We start from the raw sequence: 15,818 nt of genomic DNA, 5'->3' as shown, positions 1-15,818 counted from the left end.
CGGACAGTCGCAAGCCCGCGCGGGTTTGTCCAGAAGCCGATTGCGCGCGGGCGTGGCTTCGCCCATCGTGCGCCGGATGGACAGGGCGGTCTATATCCATGCGGGGGCGCATCGCACCGGCAGCAGTTCGTTCCAGCTGTGCCTGAGCGCGAACCGGGCGCGGCTGGAGGCAGCGGGATTCGCGCTGGCCTATCCGGGGCGGGACGGGGTGCCGGGCGGGCGGTTGCGGCTGCGCCTGCCGCGCCCGCGCCATGGCGAGAAGCGGGTGCCCGCATTCGCCGCCCAGGCCCGTGCGCACGTGGCGGCGCTCTGCCCGGAGGGGGAGGCCGGGCTGATCCTGTCGGAGGAGAACATCCTCGGCCCGATGCGGCATCTGTACGAGGGACGGTTCTACCCGGCGGCGGGCAAGCGCTGCGCGACGCTGCGCGCGGCGCTGGGCGCGCCGGCGCACCTGTTGCTGGTGGTGCGCGACTATGCCGACCTGGTCGTGTCGGCCCATCGCAAGCGGGCCGAGGACAACCCGGTGCCGCCCTTCGCCGAGCTGGTGCCGGCCGTCCTGGGCCTGGACCGGGGCTGGCCCGAGCTGGTGGCCGAGATGCGGGACGCGCTGGCGCCGGCGCGGTTGACCGTGGTGCCCTATGCGCGGCGCGGCGAGAGCCGGGAGGTGCTGGCGCGGCTGGTGCCGGGGCTGGAGGCGGCGGCGCTGCGCGAGCCGTCGCGGGCGGTCAACCTGAGCGCGACCGATGCCGCGCTGCTGGCGTTGCAGGCGCGGTACCGGCAGGGCGAGACGCTGGCGCGCCGGGACTGGCAGCGGGTGATCGCGGAGCATGCGGAGGATCGGGCCCCGCGTGGCTTTGCGGCGCTTGAGGCGGCCGACCGGGCGCGGCTGTTGGCGCGCTATGAGCGCGACCTGGCGCGGCTGGCCGAGCTGCCGGGGGTCACGCTTTGGGGCGGCGCTCGTCTGCCTTGACCGCATCCCAGAGCGCGTCCATCTCGGCCAGGTCGCTGTCCTCGGGGGATTTTCCGCGGGCGCGCAGCCGCGCCTCGACCCCTTCGAAGCGGCGGATGAACTTGCCGTTGGCGCGGCGCAGCGCGGCCTCGGGCTCGATTCCGAGATGGCGGGCGAGGTTGGCCATGACGAAGAGCAGGTCGCCGAACTCCTCCTCGATCCGGTCGGGCGCGGCGCTGTCGCGGGCCTCGACCAGCTCGGCGGCTTCCTCGGCGATCTTGGCCAGCACGTCGCCCGCATCGGGCCAGTCGAAGCCGACCCGCGCGGCGCGTTTCTGCAGCTTGTAGGCGCGCAGCAGGGCGGGCAGGCCGACGGCGACGCCGTCGAGCGCGCCCTTGCGGGCCTGGTCCGCGCGTTCGGCGGCCTTGATCGCCTCCCAGTCGCGGGTCTGCTGTTCGGCGGTCTTGTCGCGGGACTGGTCTCCGAAGACATGGGGGTGGCGCGCGACCATCTTGTCGGAGATCGCCTGCACCACCGAATCGAAGGTGAAATGGCCGGCCTCCTCGCCCATCTGGGTGTGATAGACCGTCTGCAGCAGCAGATCGCCCAATTCGCCCTCGAGCTCGTCCCAGGCGGCGCGGTCGATGGCGTCGGCGACCTCGTAGGCCTCCTCGATCGTGTAGGGCGCGATGCTGGCGAAATCCTGTTCGATGTCCCAGGGGCAGCCGGTGTCGGGATCGCGCAACCGGCGCATGATCGCGAGCAGGCGTTTGATCCCGGCGGAGCGGTCGTCTATCAGCGTGTCATCTGGCATTGCAGGGGCCTTTGTTCCTGTGTCAGATGCATCATCCATCCAGATAGACAGGAGTCCACCCCATGCCCGTCGTGAACAGAATAGCGGATTACGCCGCCGACATGACCGCCTGGCGGCGTCACCTGCATACCATTCCCGAGCTGGGGTTCGACTGCCCGAAAACCGCCGCCTATATCGCCGAACGGCTGCGCGAATTCGGCGTCGACGAGGTGCACGAGGGCATCGCGCAGACCGGGATCGTCGCCATCGTGCAGGGCAGCGCGCCGGGGCCGACCATTGGCCTGCGCGCGGATTTCGACGCGCTGCCGATCACCGAGGCCACCGGGCTGGAATATGCCAGCACCCATGACGGCAAGATGCATGCCTGCGGCCATGACGGGCACACCACCATGCTGCTGGGGGCTGCGCGCTACCTGGCCGAGACGCGCAATTTCGCGGGCCGGGTCGCGCTGATCTTTCAGCCCGCCGAGGAGGAAGGCGGCGGCGCCGGCGTGATGGTGCAGGACGGTCTGATGGACCGGTTCGACATCGGCCAGGTCTATGCGCTGCACAATGCGCCGGGCTTTGACGAGGGCGCGTTCTATACCACGCCGGGGCCGCTGATGGCGGCGGTGGATTCCTTTCACGTCCACGTGCAGGGCGTTGGCGGGCACGGGGCGATGCCGCACGACACGCGCGACCCGGTGATGGCCGCCTGCGGGATCGCCACCGCGTTCCAGACCATCGTCAGCCGCAACAACTATGCGCTGGACGACCTGGTGATCTCGGTCACGCAGATCCACGCGGGGACGGTCAACAACGTGATCCCCGACACCGCCTATCTGAACGGCACGATCCGCACCTTCGACCCCAAGGTGCAGGCGATGGTGAAGGAGCGCATGGCGGCGATCGTCGCGGGGCAGGCGGCCAGCTACGGGGTGACGGCGGAGCTGGAGTACGAAACCGGCTATCCGGCGACGGTGAACGATCCCGACAAGACCGCCTTTGCCGCCGAGGTGGCGCGTGACGTGGCCGGCGCGGGCCGGGTGGTGGCCGAGGCTGGGCGCGAGATGGGGGCGGAGGATTTCGCCTATATGCTGCAGGAACGTCCGGGTGCCTACCTGTTCCTGGGGCAGGGGGACGGCGCCGGGCTGCATCACCCGAAATACGATTTCAACGACGAGATCGCCCCGGTCGGGGCCTCGTTCTTCGCCCGCGTCGTCGAGCGGGCGCAACCGCTGGCCGGAACGGAGGCATAATGGCACTCGAAGACGCGAAGACCCAGGTCGATCAGGCCTTTACCCGGGACGATCTGAAGGGGCTGTCCTTCGAGAACGCCTTTGGCGGGGCGACCTCGTTCCTGCGGCGGCGCTATACCAAGGACCTGGCCGGCGTGGACGTGGCGGTGACCGGCATTCCGTTCGACCAGGCGGTGACGAACCGGCCCGGCACGCGGCTGGGGCCGCGCGCGATCCGCGAGGCGAGCGCGTTGCAGGCTTTCGATCCGCCCTATGGCTGGCCGATCGACGTGCTGAGCGATCTGGCCATCGCCGATTACGGCGACATGGCGTTTGACTATGCCGACATCCCGGCCTTTCCCGACCGGGTGACGGCGCATATCCGCGGCATCCTCGAGGCCGGGGCGGCGTCGGTCACGCTGGGGGGCGATCACTATATCAGTTTCCCGATCCTGAAGGCCTATGCCGAGAAGTTCGGGCCGATGGCGCTGTTGCAGTTCGACGCCCATACCGACACCTGGGCCGATGACGACATGAGCCGCGTCGATCACGGCACGATGTTCTACAAGGCGGTGAAATCGGGGATCGTGGACCCGAAGCGGTCGGTGCAGGTGGGCATCCGCACGGTCAACGAGGACACGCTGGGCGTCAACATCATCGACGCGCGCGAGGTTCATGCGATCGGGCCCGAGGCGACGGCCGACAAGATCCGCGCGATCCTGGGCGATCATCCGACCTATCTGACATTCGATATCGACGGGCTGGACCCGGCCTATGCGCCGGGCACCGGCACGCCGGTCTGGGGCGGTCTGACCAGCGCGCAGGTGGCGGTGATCCTGCGCCGGATCGCGGGTATCGACATCAAGGGCGGCGACGTGGTCGAGGTGAGCCCGCCGTTCGACACCACCGGCGCGACGGCGATCGCGGGCGCCCACGTGGCGACCGAGCTGTTGTGCCTTCTCGGCTGGCGCAAACTGGCATGAAGCGGCTGAACCAGCCGATCAGCGGCAACGACCTGGCCCGGTTCTCCGGGCCGAACACCTTCATGCGCCTGCCGGCGGCCAACGCGCTGGAGGGGCTGGACGTGGCGGTGCTGGGCATCCCGATGGATATCGGCACCTCGTGGCGTTCGGGCACCCGCTTCGGCCCCAAGCAGATCCGCGCGGAAAGCGCGATGATCCGGCCCTACAACATGGCCACGGGCGCGGCGCCGTTTGACAGCCTGCAGGTGGCGGATATCGGGGATCTGGCGATCAACACCTTTTCGCTGTCTGACAGTATCAGCATCATATCAGACAGTTACGGCGCGATCCTCACGCATGACCTGATCCCGATGGCGATGGGGGGCGATCATTCGATCACCCTGCCGATCCTGCGCGCCATCGCGGACAAGCATGGCCCGGTGGCGCTGGTGCATGTGGATGCGCATGCGGATGTGAACGACGAGATGTTCGGCGAGCGCGAGACCCACGGCACGGTGTTCCGCCGCGCCTACGAGGAAGGGCTGATCGAGGCGGACAAGACCTATCAGATCGGCCTGCGCGGCAGCGGTTACGCGGCCACCGATTTCGCCGAGGCGCGCGGCTGGGGGTTCCAGCAGTTCCCGGCCGAGGCGCTGTGGAACCATCCGCTGGCCGAGCTGGGTGCGGAAATACGTCGCGATATCGGCGATAGGCCGACTTACGTGACCTATGATATCGATAGTCTTGACCCGGCCTATGCGCCGGGCACCGGGACGCCGGAGATCGGCGGTCTGACCACCCCGCAGGCGTTGCAGCTGATCCGCGCGCTCAAGGGGCTGCGGATCGTCGGATGCGATCTGGTGGAGGTGTCGCCGCCTTATGACCCGTCGGGCAACACGGCGCTGACGGGGGCGAACCTCCTCTACGAGTTGCTGTGCGTGCTGCCCGGGGTGCAACAGAGATAACGCCCGGCCCCGTGGTCCGGGCGAGGGGACGACCGGGACAAGGCGGACATGGGAAGACTGATGATGCTGCTCTGGGTGTTGGTGGCGGTCGTGGTGGTGCTGCTGGGCTATATCCGGCTGGCGCCGAGCGACCCGGTGGTCTGGCACGCGATGCCCGAGGGCATCAGCGAGGACCGCGACCGAAGCAACGGCGTGGTGCGGGTGATCGAGGCGGGGCCGGACACGCTGTCGCGGCTGGACGCGATCATCCTGTCGACGCCGCGCACCAAGCCGCTGGCCGGCACGGTCGAGGAGGGCATGGTGACCTACGTGACCCGCAGCGCGGTGATGGGCTTTCCCGACTATACCACGGTGCGCCGCGAGGGCGACAGCCTGGTGATCCACGGCCGGGCGCGGTTCGGGCGGTCAGATCTGGGAGTGAACCGGGAGCGGGTCGAGGGCTGGATCGACGCTCTGCAGGCGGGATGACAGGCAGCCCTTGCTGACCTCGCGCCACATCGGCACGTTCAGCGACATCTGGCATTGCGCCATGAACATGCGCCCGTCCACGTGCAGGCAGATCGTCTCGCCCAGTTCGACCCGGGCGCCGGAGGTGTCGGTGCAGTAGCAATCCTGCACCTTGCCGTTGGGGCCCGTCACGTCGGCGAGGGCGGGGGAGACGGCGAGCATCAGCGATAGGCAGGTCAGAACTCTCATGGTGCGAATCCTAGCACAGCGTGCCTCTTGACCAAAGCCCTGCGATGTCGGACACCGCGCGCATGGTTCCAGACGAACGCCTCCATCAGATCGTGCAACGGTTTCAGTATCTGGAAGCCGCGATGTCCGGTGGCGGCGGGGGCGAGATCGCCAGGCTTGCCAAGGAATATTCCGACCTGCGCCCGGTGGTCGAGCAGATCGACAGCTATCGCGGGCTCGTCGGGGAACTGGCCGAGGCCGAGGCGATGCTGGCGGATGCGGACATGCGCGAGCTGGCGGAGGAGGAGCTGCCGCTGCTGCGCGCGCGCCTGCGCGAGGCGGAACATGCGCTGCAACTGGCGCTGCTGCCGCGCGACGAGGCCGACGCGCGGCCCGCGATTCTCGAGATCCGGCCCGGCACCGGGGGCGACGAGGCGGCGCTGTTCGCCGCAGACCTGCTCAGGATGTACCAACGCTATGCCGAGGCGCGGGGCTGGAGCTTTGACATCGTCGAGGAGCAGGCGACCGAGCTGGGCGGGATCAAGGAGCTGGTCGCCCATATCAAGGGACAGAACGTGTTCGCCCGGATGAAATACGAGAGCGGCGTGCACCGGGTGCAGCGGGTGCCGACCACCGAGAGCGGCGGGCGCATCCACACCAGCGCCGCCACCGTCGCGGTGCTGCCCGAGGCGGAGGACGTGGACGTGCAGGTCGATCCGGGCGACATCCGAATCGACACGATGCGATCGTCGGGCGCGGGCGGGCAGCACGTGAACACCACCGATTCCGCGGTGCGCATCACCCATCTGCCCACCGGCATCGTCGTCACCAGTTCCGAGAAATCGCAGCACCGCAACCGGGAGATCGCGATGCAGGTGCTGAAATCGCGGCTCTACGACCTGGAGCGCCAGCGCGTGGACAGCGAGCGTTCGGCCAGCCGCGCGGCGCAGGTCGGCAGCGGCGACCGCTCCGAGCGCATCCGCACCTACAACTTCCCGCAGGGACGGATGACGGATCACCGCATCAACCTGACGCTCTACAAGCTGGACCAGGTGATGCAGGGGGACCTCGACGAGGTGATCGACGCGCTGAGTGCGGATGACAAGGCCCGGATGCTGGCGGAGATGGGCGCGTGACGACCGCCGCGCAGGCCATGGTCGCCGCCACGGCGCGCCTGCGCGCCGCCGGGATCGACGAGCCGGCGCGGGACGCGCGTATCCTGCTGGCCCATGCCGCCCGGATCGAGGCCGCCCGGGTCACCCTGATCGCGCCCGAGGACCTGGCGCCGGACGTGGGCGAACGCTACGAGCAGCTGATCGCGCTGCGCGCGGTGCGGGTGCCGGTGTCGCACCTGTTGGGCGAGCGTGCCTTCTATGGCCGCCGCTTCAAGATCAGCGGCGACGTGCTGGACCCGCGCCCGGAGACCGAAACCCTTGTGGAGGCGGCGCTGTCGGCGCCGTTCTCGCGGGTACTGGACCTCGGCGTGGGCTCGGGCTGCATCCTGGTGACGCTGCTGGCCGAAACCCCGGACGCCACGGGCGTGGGCATCGACCTGTCCGAAGCCGCCTGCCTGCAGGCCAGCGCCAACGCGGTGTTGCACCGGGTGCAGGCGCGGGCGGAGATCCTGCAATCGGACTGGTTCGGCGCGGTCACCGGGCAGTTCGACCTGATCGTCGCCAACCCGCCCTATATCGCCAAGGGCGAGATGGCGGACCTGCAGGACGAGGTGCGGCGGCATGAACCGGAAATGGCTCTGACCGATGGCGGCGACGGGCTGGGCGCCTATCGGGCCATCGCAGCGGGGCTGGGCGCGCACCTGGCGCCGGGTGGTCGGGTGCTGCTGGAAATCGGCCCGACACAGGCCGAGGCGGTGGGCGGATTGCTGGCCGAGGCGGGGCTGAGCGGCATCGGAACGATCCTCGACATGGACCGCCGCCCGCGCGTGATCCGCGCGGAAAATGGCTGAGACCGTCGCTTGAAACCGCCAAAAATGGCGTTTTTGACATGGAATTTGCGAAAAACTGTCTTGAAACCCTTGTCTGTGGGCGCAGGACGTGTTTACTCAGAAGCGTTGCCTCGTCCGGTGCCGTTCGCGGCCCCCATGCAACGCCAAGCCCAAAAAGTCGATGATCCGGTAGAACTGAACGCAAGAGGCGTGAAACGGATCGACAGACACGGAAGACAAGGCTGACACTAGTCACATGAGATCGTCCAAATCACGTTCGCGGTCGAAATCCAACCGCAACCGTCCGCAGAGCGGCGGGAATGTCATCAACCGCGTGTTCGACAGTTCCGGTCCCGAAGGCAAGGTGCGGGGCACGCCGCAGCAGATCATCGAGAAATACAACCAGCTGGCGCGCGATGCGCAGCTGTCCAATGATCGGGTTGCCACCGAGAATTTCCAGCAGCATGCCGAGCATTACCTGCGCCTGCTGAGCGAGGCGCAGCGCGAGATGGATGCGCGGCGCGAGGAGCAGGAGCGGCAGAACCGCGAGCGCCAGGCCGAACGCGACCGCGAACGCGCCGAGCGCCAGGAGCGCGAAGCCGCCAACGCGCCGTCGGGCAACGATCCGTCCTCGGCACCGCAGCCGGACGTTCTGGACCTGGGCGGCGACAGCGACGACGGCAACGACAGCGGCCTGGTCGAGACGCCGGAAAGCGCGCCCAAGAAGCCGGCCCGCAAGCCGCGCGCGCGCAAGCCCGCGGTCAAGGCCGATGCCAAGCCCAAGCCCGAGTCCAACGACAATCCGGAAGCGGCCGAGTAAAGGCGCCTAGCGGGCGGCCAAGGTGCGGGCGAGGGCGCAGAAGCCCTCGAGCGACACCTGTTCGGCCCGCTCGGTGGGGGCGATCCCGGCCGCGCGCAGAACCTCCTCGATATCCGGCGCCAGCCCCCTGAGCGCGGCGCGCAGCATCTTGCGGCGTTGGTTGAAGGCGGCGGCGACCACCCGCGACAGGACCGCCGCATCCGCCGGGAAGCGCGGTTCCGGCAGGGCGGTCAGGTGCACCACGGCGCTGGCCACCTTGGGCGGCGGCGTGAAGGCGCCGGGCGGCAGCGCCATCACGATCCGCGCCTCGCAGCGCCATTGCGCGAGGATCGCGAGCCGGCCATAGGCCTTGCTGCCGGGCTGCGCGACGATCCGCTCGGCGACCTCGCGCTGGAACATCAGCGTCAGGCTCTGCCAGAAGGGCGGCCAGTCGGGGGGCGTCAGCCAGCGCACCAGCAGTTCGGTTCCGACATTGTAGGGCAGGTTGGCCGCGACCCGCACCGGTGGCGTCAGGTGGGCCAGCGGGTCGATCTCCAGCGCATCGCCCTCGATCACCGTCAGCCGTCCGGGATAGGCGGCGGCGATCTCCTCCAGGGCCGGAATGCAGCGGCTGTCCTTTTCCACCGCCAGCACGCGGCGTGCGCCCTCGGCCAGCAGACCGCGGGTCAGCCCGCCGGGGCCGGGGCCGATCTCGAGCACATCGCAGCCGGTGAGGTCGCCCGCCTGGCGGGCGATCTTGGCGGTCAGGTTGAGGTCGAGCAGGAAGTTCTGGCCCAGCGACTTGCGGGCGCTGAGCCCGTGATCCGCGATCACCCGGCTGAGCGGCGGCAGCGCGTCGATGGCGCTCATCCGGAAGCCATGCGTTGTGCCAGTTTCAACGCCTCGATCAGGCTGGTCGGGTCGGCCTCGCCGCGGCCGGCGATGTCCAGCGCGGTGCCGTGATCGGGCGAGGTGCGCACGAAGGGCAGGCCCAGCGTCACGTTCACGCCGCGGTCGAAATCCAGCGTCTTGATCGGGATCAGGGCCTGGTCGTGATACATCGCGATCGCGGCGTCATAGCGCGTGCGCGCGGCCGCGTGAAACAGCGTGTCGGCGGGATGCGGGCCGCTGACGGACAGCCCGTCGGCGGCGATCTCGGCCAGAAGCGGCGCGATCCAGTCGAGCTCCTCGCGCCCCATCGCGCCGCCTTCGCCGGCGTGGGGGTTGAGGCCGGCCACCGCGATACGGGGCGCCGCAATTCCGAACCGGCGGCGCAGCCCGTCGGCGGTGATGCGGATCGTCTCGCGCAGCAGGTCGGGGGTGAGGGCCTTGGGCACCTCGGCCAGCGCGATGTGGATCGTCGCGGGCACCACGCGGAGCCGCTCGCTGGCCAGCATCATCACCACGCGGTCGCAGCCGCCGAGCGCGGCGAGGAATTCGGTATGGCCCGGATAGGCGAAGCCGGCGCCGTCGATCAGCGCCTTCTTGTGGATCGGCGCGGTGCAGACGGCGCTGGCCTTGCCGGTCTGCACCAGGGCGACCGCGCGTTCGATGACCTCGATCACGCCGCGGGCATTGGACGGGTCGGGCGTGCCGGGAACCGTCTCGCGGGCGAAGCGGTGCGGCAGGACGGGCAGCGCGGCGGCGCTGGCGGCGACGGCCTGGGCCGGATCGTCGACCAGTGTGACGGGGGCGCCTTCGGGGAGGTGGCGGGGGTCGCCGATCCAGACCAGCGGGCAGGTGTCGCGCAGGGTCTGCCAGGCCTTCAGTGCCAGTTCGGGCCCGATCCCGGCGGGTTCGCCGCAGGTCAGCGCGACCGGGGGCCTCATCGTTCGACGATCACGGCGTCGGCGCGCAGCTGGTCGAGAAGGCTCTGCGCCGAGGCGGCGAGGCGTTGCTGGACGAGGGCGCCGGCGACCTCCTCGCGCGAGGCGTCCTGGTTCAGGTCGGCGGTGCGGCTGCAGAGCATCAGCAGCACGAGCGTCTGACCGCCCGAGCGGGTCAGCGTGGTCGAGATCTCGCCCTCGTCGAGCTTGGCCAGTTCGACGGCCACGTCGTTGGGGATCTGGCCCGGCGCGCGGCTCTCGCGCTCCAGCCGCTCGGGCGGCTGGCCCTTGTTGATGCCGTAGAGGTCGTCGCAGGTGTTGATGCTGGCCGCGATCTGGGCGGCGGTCCCGAGCGCCTCGGGGGTGCGTCCGCCGGGGATGTAATACATCGCGTAGTCGATGGCCGAATAGCGCGGCGCGGCGCTGGCGGTTTCCTGGATGCCGCGCATCTGGAACAGGGCCACCGCGTCGGGGAGGTTGATCGGGTCGGTCACGTCGCCCGGCGTCAGTTCGAGGATCAGCGGCCGCAGCCCCGGCGGCAGCGTGTTCAGGTCGATCCAGTTCATCCGGCCGCCATTGTTGCGGGTCTGCGCGGCGGAATACTGCGAGGCGGCCTGCGAGAAGGCGTCGTAGCTTCGGATCTGGGCGATCTGGCCGGCCAGTTCCTCGACCTGGTCCATGGTCTGCGGGGTCACCGGGATGATGATCTCGGACAGGAGAACGCGCACCCCGCCGCCGCTGCCGCCGGAGCCGAGCGCCCGGTCGATCTCGGCGTCGCTGGGGCGGGCCTGGGCGAGGAACCGCGCCCGCACGAGGTCGCGCCAGCCGACATTGGCGCGGGCGAAATCCTCGAGCGTCTGCACGGCGACGCCACCCTCTTCGAGGGCCTGGATGAATTCCTCGGGGGACAGGTTGGTGCGTGAGGAGAGTTCCTCGATCCCGGCGTCGATGTCGTCGCGCGTCACCTCGATCCCGGCATCCTTGAAGGCCTGAACGCGCAGGCGGTCGTTGATCAGGTCGCGCTTTGCCAGTTCCTCGGGATTGCCGGGTGCGCGCAGCAGGCGCAGGAACTGGGCGCGTTGTTCCAGCTCGTATTGCGTGATGACCTCGTCATTGACGGTGATGACCGGCGAGAACAGGCCCTGGGCCTGCGCGGCGACCGCGCCCAACCCGAGCGAGAGCGCCAGCACGGCATGGCGCAGGGGCCGGGTGAAGGACGTGGGAAAGGGCATCGAATTCAACTGCATGACCGCCTGTACTGTTCGTTTCCGCCATCGATGGCAAAGCCGTTGAGCGACACACTAAATCCGAAATCGGTGGAAGGCTCAACACTTGATGAAGAGGTATAGCGACGGCTGACCGAAAGATCGACCGTCACGCATTCGTTGCGATAGACAAAGCCGATCCCGGCGCGGGTGGCGCGCGCATCGGTCAGGTCGTAGCGCAGATCGGCCCCGGCGGACCAGGCCCGGTTGATGCGGTAGTCGCCGTCGAACCAGAGTTCGGACAGCGCGTCGTCGCGCCCGATGACCGGGTCGGTTCCGAGCCAGAGATAGGTGCTGCTGACGTTCAGCCGCTCGGACAGGTAATCGGCGCGCAGCTCGGCCTTGGACAGGGTCAGGTCGCCATCGAGCAGGCTGCGCCCGGTCACGGAGAGGCCGAAATCGGATTTGAGCTGGCCCGCGAGCAGGATGTCGGAGGAGGTGCCCGACAGGCCCGAGGTGGGAGAGAAATCGGCATCGGCGGTCTTGCGAAAGATCTGCCCGACGGTGGCCCAGGCCTGCCATCCGGTGGGCGCCGTGCGCGACCAGTTGAGCCCGTAGACGAGGGTCGGGCCGTCCTCGCGCCGGTCGACGGCGGGAAAGCGCGACATCGCCAGCAGGTTGCCACGGTCGAACTCGACGAAGGTGCTTTCGTCGTTCGGCGGCTCTTCGCCATGCACGTCGCTCCAGCCCACCTGCAGCATCGGTTCGAGGTAATGGGTCACGCCCGAGGGCAGGGTGCGCGCCATCGGGTAGCTGAGGGTCAGCGCGGTGCGCGGGGTGACGCGCACGATCTCGTCGGGATAGAGGCTGTCCTGAAAGATCTCGAAGAGATCGGTTGCGACCCCGAGCCGCCAGTCGGCGCGCAACCCGGCGGCGGTGAACCAGCTGCGCTGCCAGGAGAGGTCGGCGGTGGCGCGCGCGAGGTCGCGGCCCACCTGGTCGAGATCGGATTCGCGCTGGTGGCCGTGCAGGATGAAGCTGAGCCGTGCCTCGCCGCCGATGGCCGAGGGGAAGAAGCGCCGTTCGTAGAAGGCGTCGGAGGCGAACAGCGGCAGGGTGCTTTCATCCTCGTCGCGCAGCGATTTGAACTTGATCAGGTCGAACTGGAAGGCGCTGTCGCGCCGGACCCGGTTCAGCGCGATCTCGGTGCGCAGCCGGTCGACATCGGGCAGGCCGTAGTCGGAGGGATAGGCATTGTCGCTGACGGTTTCGATGTCGAAGCGCAGCTGGAAATCCTGCGGCAGGTCGAACTGGCCGATCCCGAACAGGTAGCCGCGCGATTCGCCGGGCATCAGGTCGTCGCGGGTATAGGCGCCCTCGAGCGTCAGGCGGCCGTTGCGGAAGGCCTGGCGGTAGCGGAAGTCGAGCGTGCGCGTGGACGAGGAGACGTAGGGCGCGAGCGTCAGGTCGCGGCTGTCGCCGATCGGGATGAAATAGGGCAGCCGCACCCCGGTGCCGAGCTGTGACGTGGTGCGCACCGAGGGGACGAGGAAGCCGCGCGCCCGGTCGAGCGTGGGGTCGGGCAGGCGGAAGGCGGGCAGGTAGAGCACCGGCACGTCGAGAATGCGGAACTGGGCGTCCTCGAAATAGACCTGCTGTTCGACCTGGTCATGGATCACCTTGCGGGCGCGGATCTGCCAGAGCGGCGGGCGGCCATCGGCGCAGACATGGCAGGAGGTGACGGCGGTCTTGTAGAGCTGGGTGTAGCGGCCGCCGACCCGTGCCATCTGCAGCGAGGCCATCTGGACCTGCTGGTCCAGCACGAGGCGCGCGCCGCTGAGCAGCCCGTTCTGCAACCCGGCGTCCATCTGGGCGGCGTCGGCCAGTATGGTGATCTCGCCGTCTTCCTCGATACGGATCGGGCCGTCGATCGACAGGGTGCCGCTGGCGCGGTCGTAGGTGATGCGCCGGGCGCTGAGTCGCACGTCGCCCTGATAGGCCTCGACATTGCCTTCGGCGATCAGCTGGCGGTCGGGCGTGATGAAGAGACTGTCGGCGACCAGCGTCGCCGGGGCCGCGGAATCGGCGGCTTCAGCCTGCTGGGCCGCCGCGCCCTGAAGGGTGGCGGTGCTCAACGCCAGGGCCAGCGCCAGGCCGCGCAGGGAGGGGCCGCGTCGCCAGCGCATCAGCCGTCTTCCGCGTGCAGCAGCAGGCCGACGGTCAGCAGGATCGAGGCGATCGGCGGACCCCAGGCGGCGAAGGCGACCGGCAACTGACCGTTCTCGCCGAGGATCTGGGCGAAATTGCGCACGAAGTAGAGACCGAAGCCCAGAAGCACCGCCGTCAGCACCGCGACGCCGGTGCCGCCGAGCCGGGTGTGGCGCATGGTGAAGGCGGCGCCGACCAGCACCATCGCCATCAGGAACAGCGGGCGCGCCAGTTCGACCTGCAGCCAGACCTCGTGCTTCTTGGTCGAGAAGCCGGCCTGCTTGAGCTGGCGGATGGTGTCGGGCAGGTCGTAGATCGACACGCCGGTGGAGCGGCCGAGGCTGTCGCGGATGCGGTCCTCGGTCAGGGTGGTGGGAATGCGCAGCTCGTCATGTTGCGCGGCGGTGGTTTCCGGGTTGATGCCGGCGGCCAGCACCCAGACCTTGGCCCCGGTGAGCAGCCATTCCTCGGGCAACAGCCGGGCGCTGTCGGCCTGGATGCGGCGGACCGGGTTGCCTTCCGGCGCATAGGTCAGGATCGTCACGCCGTAGAGCGTCACGTCCGCATCGATGCCGCCAAAGCCGGTGGCGTGGATCACCGACTGGCCGCGCCCGCCGCCCTGGCGCAGCCACAGCCCCTCGCCGCTGAGCGACAGGGCCGAGGGGCCGCCGGTGCGGTAGGTGTCCGACAGGTCCTGGTAGCGGTTCGAGGTCGCCGCCACGATCGGGTTGAGCGTGCTGACCGCCAGCCCGCCGATCACCAGCGCGACCAGCAGCGGGCCGGCGAGCGCGCGGATGCCCGAGCGGCCGGAGGCGCGGGTCACGACCAGTTCGCTGCTGCGGGCCAGTCCGACGAAGAGCACGATGGTCGACAGGATCATCAGGAGCGGCAGGATCTCGTTGATCGCCGCCGGCGCGTTCAGCAGCATCAGGAACATGAGCTGGCCGAAGCCGATCTCGACGCCCTCGAACCGGCGCAGCTGTTCGATCAGATCGACCAGCATGATCAGCGTCAGGAAGACCGCGCCGATGAGCAGGAAGCTTTGCGTGAAGCGGCGGGCGAAGTAGCGGTCGAGGATCATGCGACGACCTCGTCCGCGGCGGGCTCGGCGGTGCGGCGGCGGAACAGGGCGGGCCGGGAGGCGAGGTGCAGGAACAGCACCGCGATGCCAAGCCCGATCAGAGTCGGCAGGTAGATCAGCGGCCAGCGCGCGGGGTCCTCGATCACCGGGTCGGAGAGCACGCCGCGCAGCCCCTCCAGGAGGACCAGCACCACGAAGGCCAGCAGCGCCTGACGCCAGACCCCGAAGCGCGAGAAGCCGCCCAGCATCAGGGCGGAGAAACCGATCAGGGTGACGGCGACGCAGACCGTCGCCCGGGCGAAGCGCAGGTGCAGTTCCTCGGCCAGACGCCCGGCCGAGAAGCCCTCGGACTCGGCGAGGCCGGCGCTGTCGTTCATCAGTTCGAGCGTGGGAATGGCGCGGATGTTGCGCCTGCGGTCGTCGCTCCGCGCGAGAAGCGGGCTGATGTCATAGGAGAAATCCGAGAACACGGTGGTCGACAGGGTCTGGGTTTCCGTGTCGAGCCGCTGCGCCAGCCCGTCGACCATGATCAAGTTGGCCTGCGCCCCGTCGCGGACGAGAAATGCCTCGGCGGCGGTGTAGGTCACGCTCTGCGCCGGGTCGCGCAGGTCGGACAGGAACACCTCGTTCAGGGTGCCGTCCGGGTCGATCTGGCGGATGTAGAAGGTGACGCCGGCGGCCGGGTGCAGGAAGCTGCCCTCGTTCAGCAGGCGGGCGGTGACGTTGCGCGCGACCTCGGCCTCGCGCAGGGCGAGCTGCTTGGTCGAGGCGGGGATCAGCACATGGGTCAGGATCGCCATCATGACGGCGGTGATCAGGCCGAAGACCAGCGCCGGGCGGGCGAGGCGCCAGGGGCTCGACCCGGTGGCCTGCATCACCGTCAGTTCGCTTTCGTTGTTCAGCCTGTTGGTGACGTAGAGCGCGCCGGCGAAGGCCGCCATCGGCAGCACCATGCGGATCAGGTTGGGCAGGGTCAGGGCGGTGAACTCGAAAAAGACCAGCGCCGACTGCCCGTCGCCGATCAGCCGGTCGAACAGCACGACCGCCCGGTTGATCCAGAAGACCGCGACGAGGATCAGCGCGAAGAAGCCGAAGAAGACCAGGTATTGCGACAGGACATATCTGTCGTAGCGTGACACTTCGTTCCCCCGGTTGCCTGCGCGATATCGGCT

The 15,818-nt window shown here is 69.1% G+C and carries 16 protein-coding genes; 8 read left to right on the top strand and 8 right to left on the bottom strand.

What is annotated here, in order from left to right; translation table 11 throughout:
• Window positions 1-52 precede the first annotated feature (52 nt).
• A complete protein-coding gene (locus JF290_RS17850; RefSeq protein ID WP_199026264.1) occupies window positions 53-970 on the top strand; it encodes a hypothetical protein in 918 nt (305 codons plus the stop codon).
• On the opposite strand, the gene mazG is transcribed toward JF290_RS17850, so the two are convergent.
• Window positions 939-1,763 (bottom strand): nucleoside triphosphate pyrophosphohydrolase, encoded by an 825-nt coding sequence (gene mazG, locus JF290_RS17845; protein ID WP_199026263.1) that lies wholly within the window; start codon window positions 1,761-1,763, stop codon window positions 939-941. The two genes, JF290_RS17850 and mazG, sit on opposite strands and share 32 nt — an antisense overlap.
• 62 nt (window positions 1,764-1,825) lie before the next feature.
• Between mazG and JF290_RS17840 the strand changes: the two genes are divergently transcribed.
• The 4 genes from JF290_RS17840 to JF290_RS17825 are packed head-to-tail and all read left to right on the top strand — an operon-like array spanning window position 1,826 to window position 5,375.
• Window positions 1,826-3,001 carry a M20 aminoacylase family protein gene (locus JF290_RS17840; RefSeq protein ID WP_199026262.1) on the top strand — a complete coding sequence of 392 codons (1,176 nt, stop codon included), beginning with the start codon at window positions 1,826-1,828 and terminating at the stop codon, window positions 2,999-3,001.
• The gene (speB, locus tag JF290_RS17835) at window positions 3,001-3,963 is read left to right on the top strand and encodes an agmatinase (RefSeq protein WP_199026261.1); all 963 of its coding nucleotides are present in this window, start codon (window positions 3,001-3,003) and stop codon (window positions 3,961-3,963) included. The genes JF290_RS17840 and speB (JF290_RS17835) overlap by 1 nt, the downstream gene beginning before the upstream one ends.
• Window positions 3,960-4,907, top strand: a complete 948-nt coding sequence (speB, locus tag JF290_RS17830; protein ID WP_199026260.1) for an agmatinase — start codon at window positions 3,960-3,962, stop codon at window positions 4,905-4,907. The genes speB (JF290_RS17835) and speB (JF290_RS17830) overlap by 4 nt, the downstream gene beginning before the upstream one ends.
• Window positions 4,908-4,955: 48 nt before the next feature.
• Window positions 4,956-5,375 (top strand): DUF1499 domain-containing protein, encoded by a 420-nt coding sequence (locus JF290_RS17825; protein WP_199026259.1) that lies wholly within the window; start codon window positions 4,956-4,958, stop codon window positions 5,373-5,375.
• Here JF290_RS17825 and JF290_RS17820 read toward each other — a convergent pair.
• Window positions 5,313-5,603, bottom strand: a complete 291-nt coding sequence (locus JF290_RS17820; RefSeq protein WP_199026258.1) for a hypothetical protein — start codon at window positions 5,601-5,603, stop codon at window positions 5,313-5,315. The two genes, JF290_RS17825 and JF290_RS17820, sit on opposite strands and share 63 nt — an antisense overlap.
• Window positions 5,604-5,665: 62 nt before the next feature.
• Between JF290_RS17820 and prfA the strand changes: the two genes are divergently transcribed.
• The 3 genes from prfA to JF290_RS17805 all read left to right on the top strand — a co-directional run bounded on the left by prfA (window position 5,666) and on the right by JF290_RS17805 (window position 8,347).
• Complete coding sequence (gene prfA, locus JF290_RS17815) at window positions 5,666-6,718, top strand: peptide chain release factor 1 (RefSeq protein WP_199026257.1); 1,053 nt, start codon at window positions 5,666-5,668, stop codon at window positions 6,716-6,718.
• A 17-nt stretch (window positions 6,719-6,735) separates the two neighbouring features.
• Window positions 6,736-7,548, top strand: coding sequence for a peptide chain release factor N(5)-glutamine methyltransferase (gene prmC, locus JF290_RS17810; protein ID WP_199026337.1), 813 nt, complete (start codon window positions 6,736-6,738; stop codon window positions 7,546-7,548).
• A gap of 235 nt (window positions 7,549-7,783) precedes the next feature.
• Entirely contained in the window at window positions 7,784-8,347 is a 564-nt protein-coding gene (locus JF290_RS17805; protein WP_199026256.1) for a DUF4167 domain-containing protein, read from the top strand.
• 6 nt (window positions 8,348-8,353) lie between these two features.
• Here JF290_RS17805 and rsmA read toward each other — a convergent pair whose 3' ends face one another.
• Genes rsmA through lptF form a run of 6 tightly spaced genes read right to left on the bottom strand, consistent with a single transcriptional unit; the run spans window position 8,354 to window position 15,785 of the window.
• Window positions 8,354-9,196, bottom strand: a complete 843-nt coding sequence (gene rsmA / locus JF290_RS17800; RefSeq protein WP_199026255.1) for a 16S rRNA (adenine(1518)-N(6)/adenine(1519)-N(6))-dimethyltransferase RsmA — start codon at window positions 9,194-9,196, stop codon at window positions 8,354-8,356.
• Window positions 9,193-10,155 (bottom strand): 4-hydroxythreonine-4-phosphate dehydrogenase PdxA, encoded by a 963-nt coding sequence (gene pdxA / locus JF290_RS17795; protein ID WP_199026254.1) that lies wholly within the window; start codon window positions 10,153-10,155, stop codon window positions 9,193-9,195. Before pdxA ends, rsmA begins: the two co-directional genes overlap by 4 nt.
• Window positions 10,152-11,399 carry a peptidylprolyl isomerase gene (locus JF290_RS17790; protein WP_227363372.1) on the bottom strand — a complete coding sequence of 416 codons (1,248 nt, stop codon included), beginning with the start codon at window positions 11,397-11,399 and terminating at the stop codon, window positions 10,152-10,154. The genes pdxA and JF290_RS17790 overlap by 4 nt, the downstream gene beginning before the upstream one ends.
• Window positions 11,390-13,543: an LPS-assembly protein LptD gene (locus JF290_RS17785; RefSeq protein ID WP_199026253.1), complete on the bottom strand. Its 2,154-nt coding sequence runs from the start codon at window positions 13,541-13,543 to the stop codon at window positions 11,390-11,392. Before JF290_RS17785 ends, JF290_RS17790 begins: the two co-directional genes overlap by 10 nt.
• The gene (gene lptG / locus JF290_RS17780) at window positions 13,543-14,646 is read right to left on the bottom strand and encodes an LPS export ABC transporter permease LptG (protein ID WP_199026252.1); all 1,104 of its coding nucleotides are present in this window, start codon (window positions 14,644-14,646) and stop codon (window positions 13,543-13,545) included. The genes JF290_RS17785 and lptG overlap by 1 nt, the downstream gene beginning before the upstream one ends.
• The gene (lptF, locus tag JF290_RS17775; RefSeq protein ID WP_199026251.1) at window positions 14,643-15,785 is read right to left on the bottom strand and encodes an LPS export ABC transporter permease LptF; all 1,143 of its coding nucleotides are present in this window, start codon (window positions 15,783-15,785) and stop codon (window positions 14,643-14,645) included. The genes lptG and lptF overlap by 4 nt, the downstream gene beginning before the upstream one ends.
• Between the last annotated feature and the right edge of the window lie 33 nt (window positions 15,786-15,818).

The sequence above is a fragment of the Sedimentitalea arenosa genome (assembly GCF_016428585.1).
Lineage (GTDB): Bacteria > Pseudomonadota > Alphaproteobacteria > Rhodobacterales > Rhodobacteraceae > Sedimentitalea > Sedimentitalea arenosa.
Note: the sequence above shows the minus strand (reverse complement) of the source record. Positions and strands in the feature narration are given on the sequence as shown.

Bases quoted from the DNA above. Each gene is read 5' to 3' on its own strand.
- mazG (WP_199026263.1), bottom strand. From the start codon at position 1,763: ATGCCAGATGACACGCTGATAGACGACCGCTCCGCCGGGATCAAACGC.
- JF290_RS17840 (WP_199026262.1), top strand. From the start codon at position 1,826: ATGCCCGTCGTGAACAGAATAGCGGATTACGCCGCCGACATGACCGCC.
- speB (WP_199026261.1), top strand. From the start codon at position 3,001: ATGGCACTCGAAGACGCGAAGACCCAGGTCGATCAGGCCTTTACCCGG.
- speB (WP_199026260.1), top strand. From the start codon at position 3,960: ATGAAGCGGCTGAACCAGCCGATCAGCGGCAACGACCTGGCCCGGTTC.
- JF290_RS17825 (WP_199026259.1), top strand. From the start codon at position 4,956: ATGGGAAGACTGATGATGCTGCTCTGGGTGTTGGTGGCGGTCGTGGTG.
- JF290_RS17820 (WP_199026258.1), bottom strand. From the start codon at position 5,603: ATGAGAGTTCTGACCTGCCTATCGCTGATGCTCGCCGTCTCCCCCGCC.
- prfA (WP_199026257.1), top strand. From the start codon at position 5,666: ATGGTTCCAGACGAACGCCTCCATCAGATCGTGCAACGGTTTCAGTAT.
- prmC (WP_199026337.1), top strand. From the start codon at position 6,736: ATGGTCGCCGCCACGGCGCGCCTGCGCGCCGCCGGGATCGACGAGCCG.
- JF290_RS17805 (WP_199026256.1), top strand. From the start codon at position 7,784: ATGAGATCGTCCAAATCACGTTCGCGGTCGAAATCCAACCGCAACCGT.
- rsmA (WP_199026255.1), bottom strand. From the start codon at position 9,196: ATGAGCGCCATCGACGCGCTGCCGCCGCTCAGCCGGGTGATCGCGGAT.
- pdxA (WP_199026254.1), bottom strand. From the start codon at position 10,155: ATGAGGCCCCCGGTCGCGCTGACCTGCGGCGAACCCGCCGGGATCGGG.
- JF290_RS17790 (WP_227363372.1), bottom strand. From the start codon at position 11,399: ATGCAGTTGAATTCGATGCCCTTTCCCACGTCCTTCACCCGGCCCCTG.
- JF290_RS17785 (WP_199026253.1), bottom strand. From the start codon at position 13,543: ATGCGCTGGCGACGCGGCCCCTCCCTGCGCGGCCTGGCGCTGGCCCTG.
- lptG (WP_199026252.1), bottom strand. From the start codon at position 14,646: ATGATCCTCGACCGCTACTTCGCCCGCCGCTTCACGCAAAGCTTCCTG.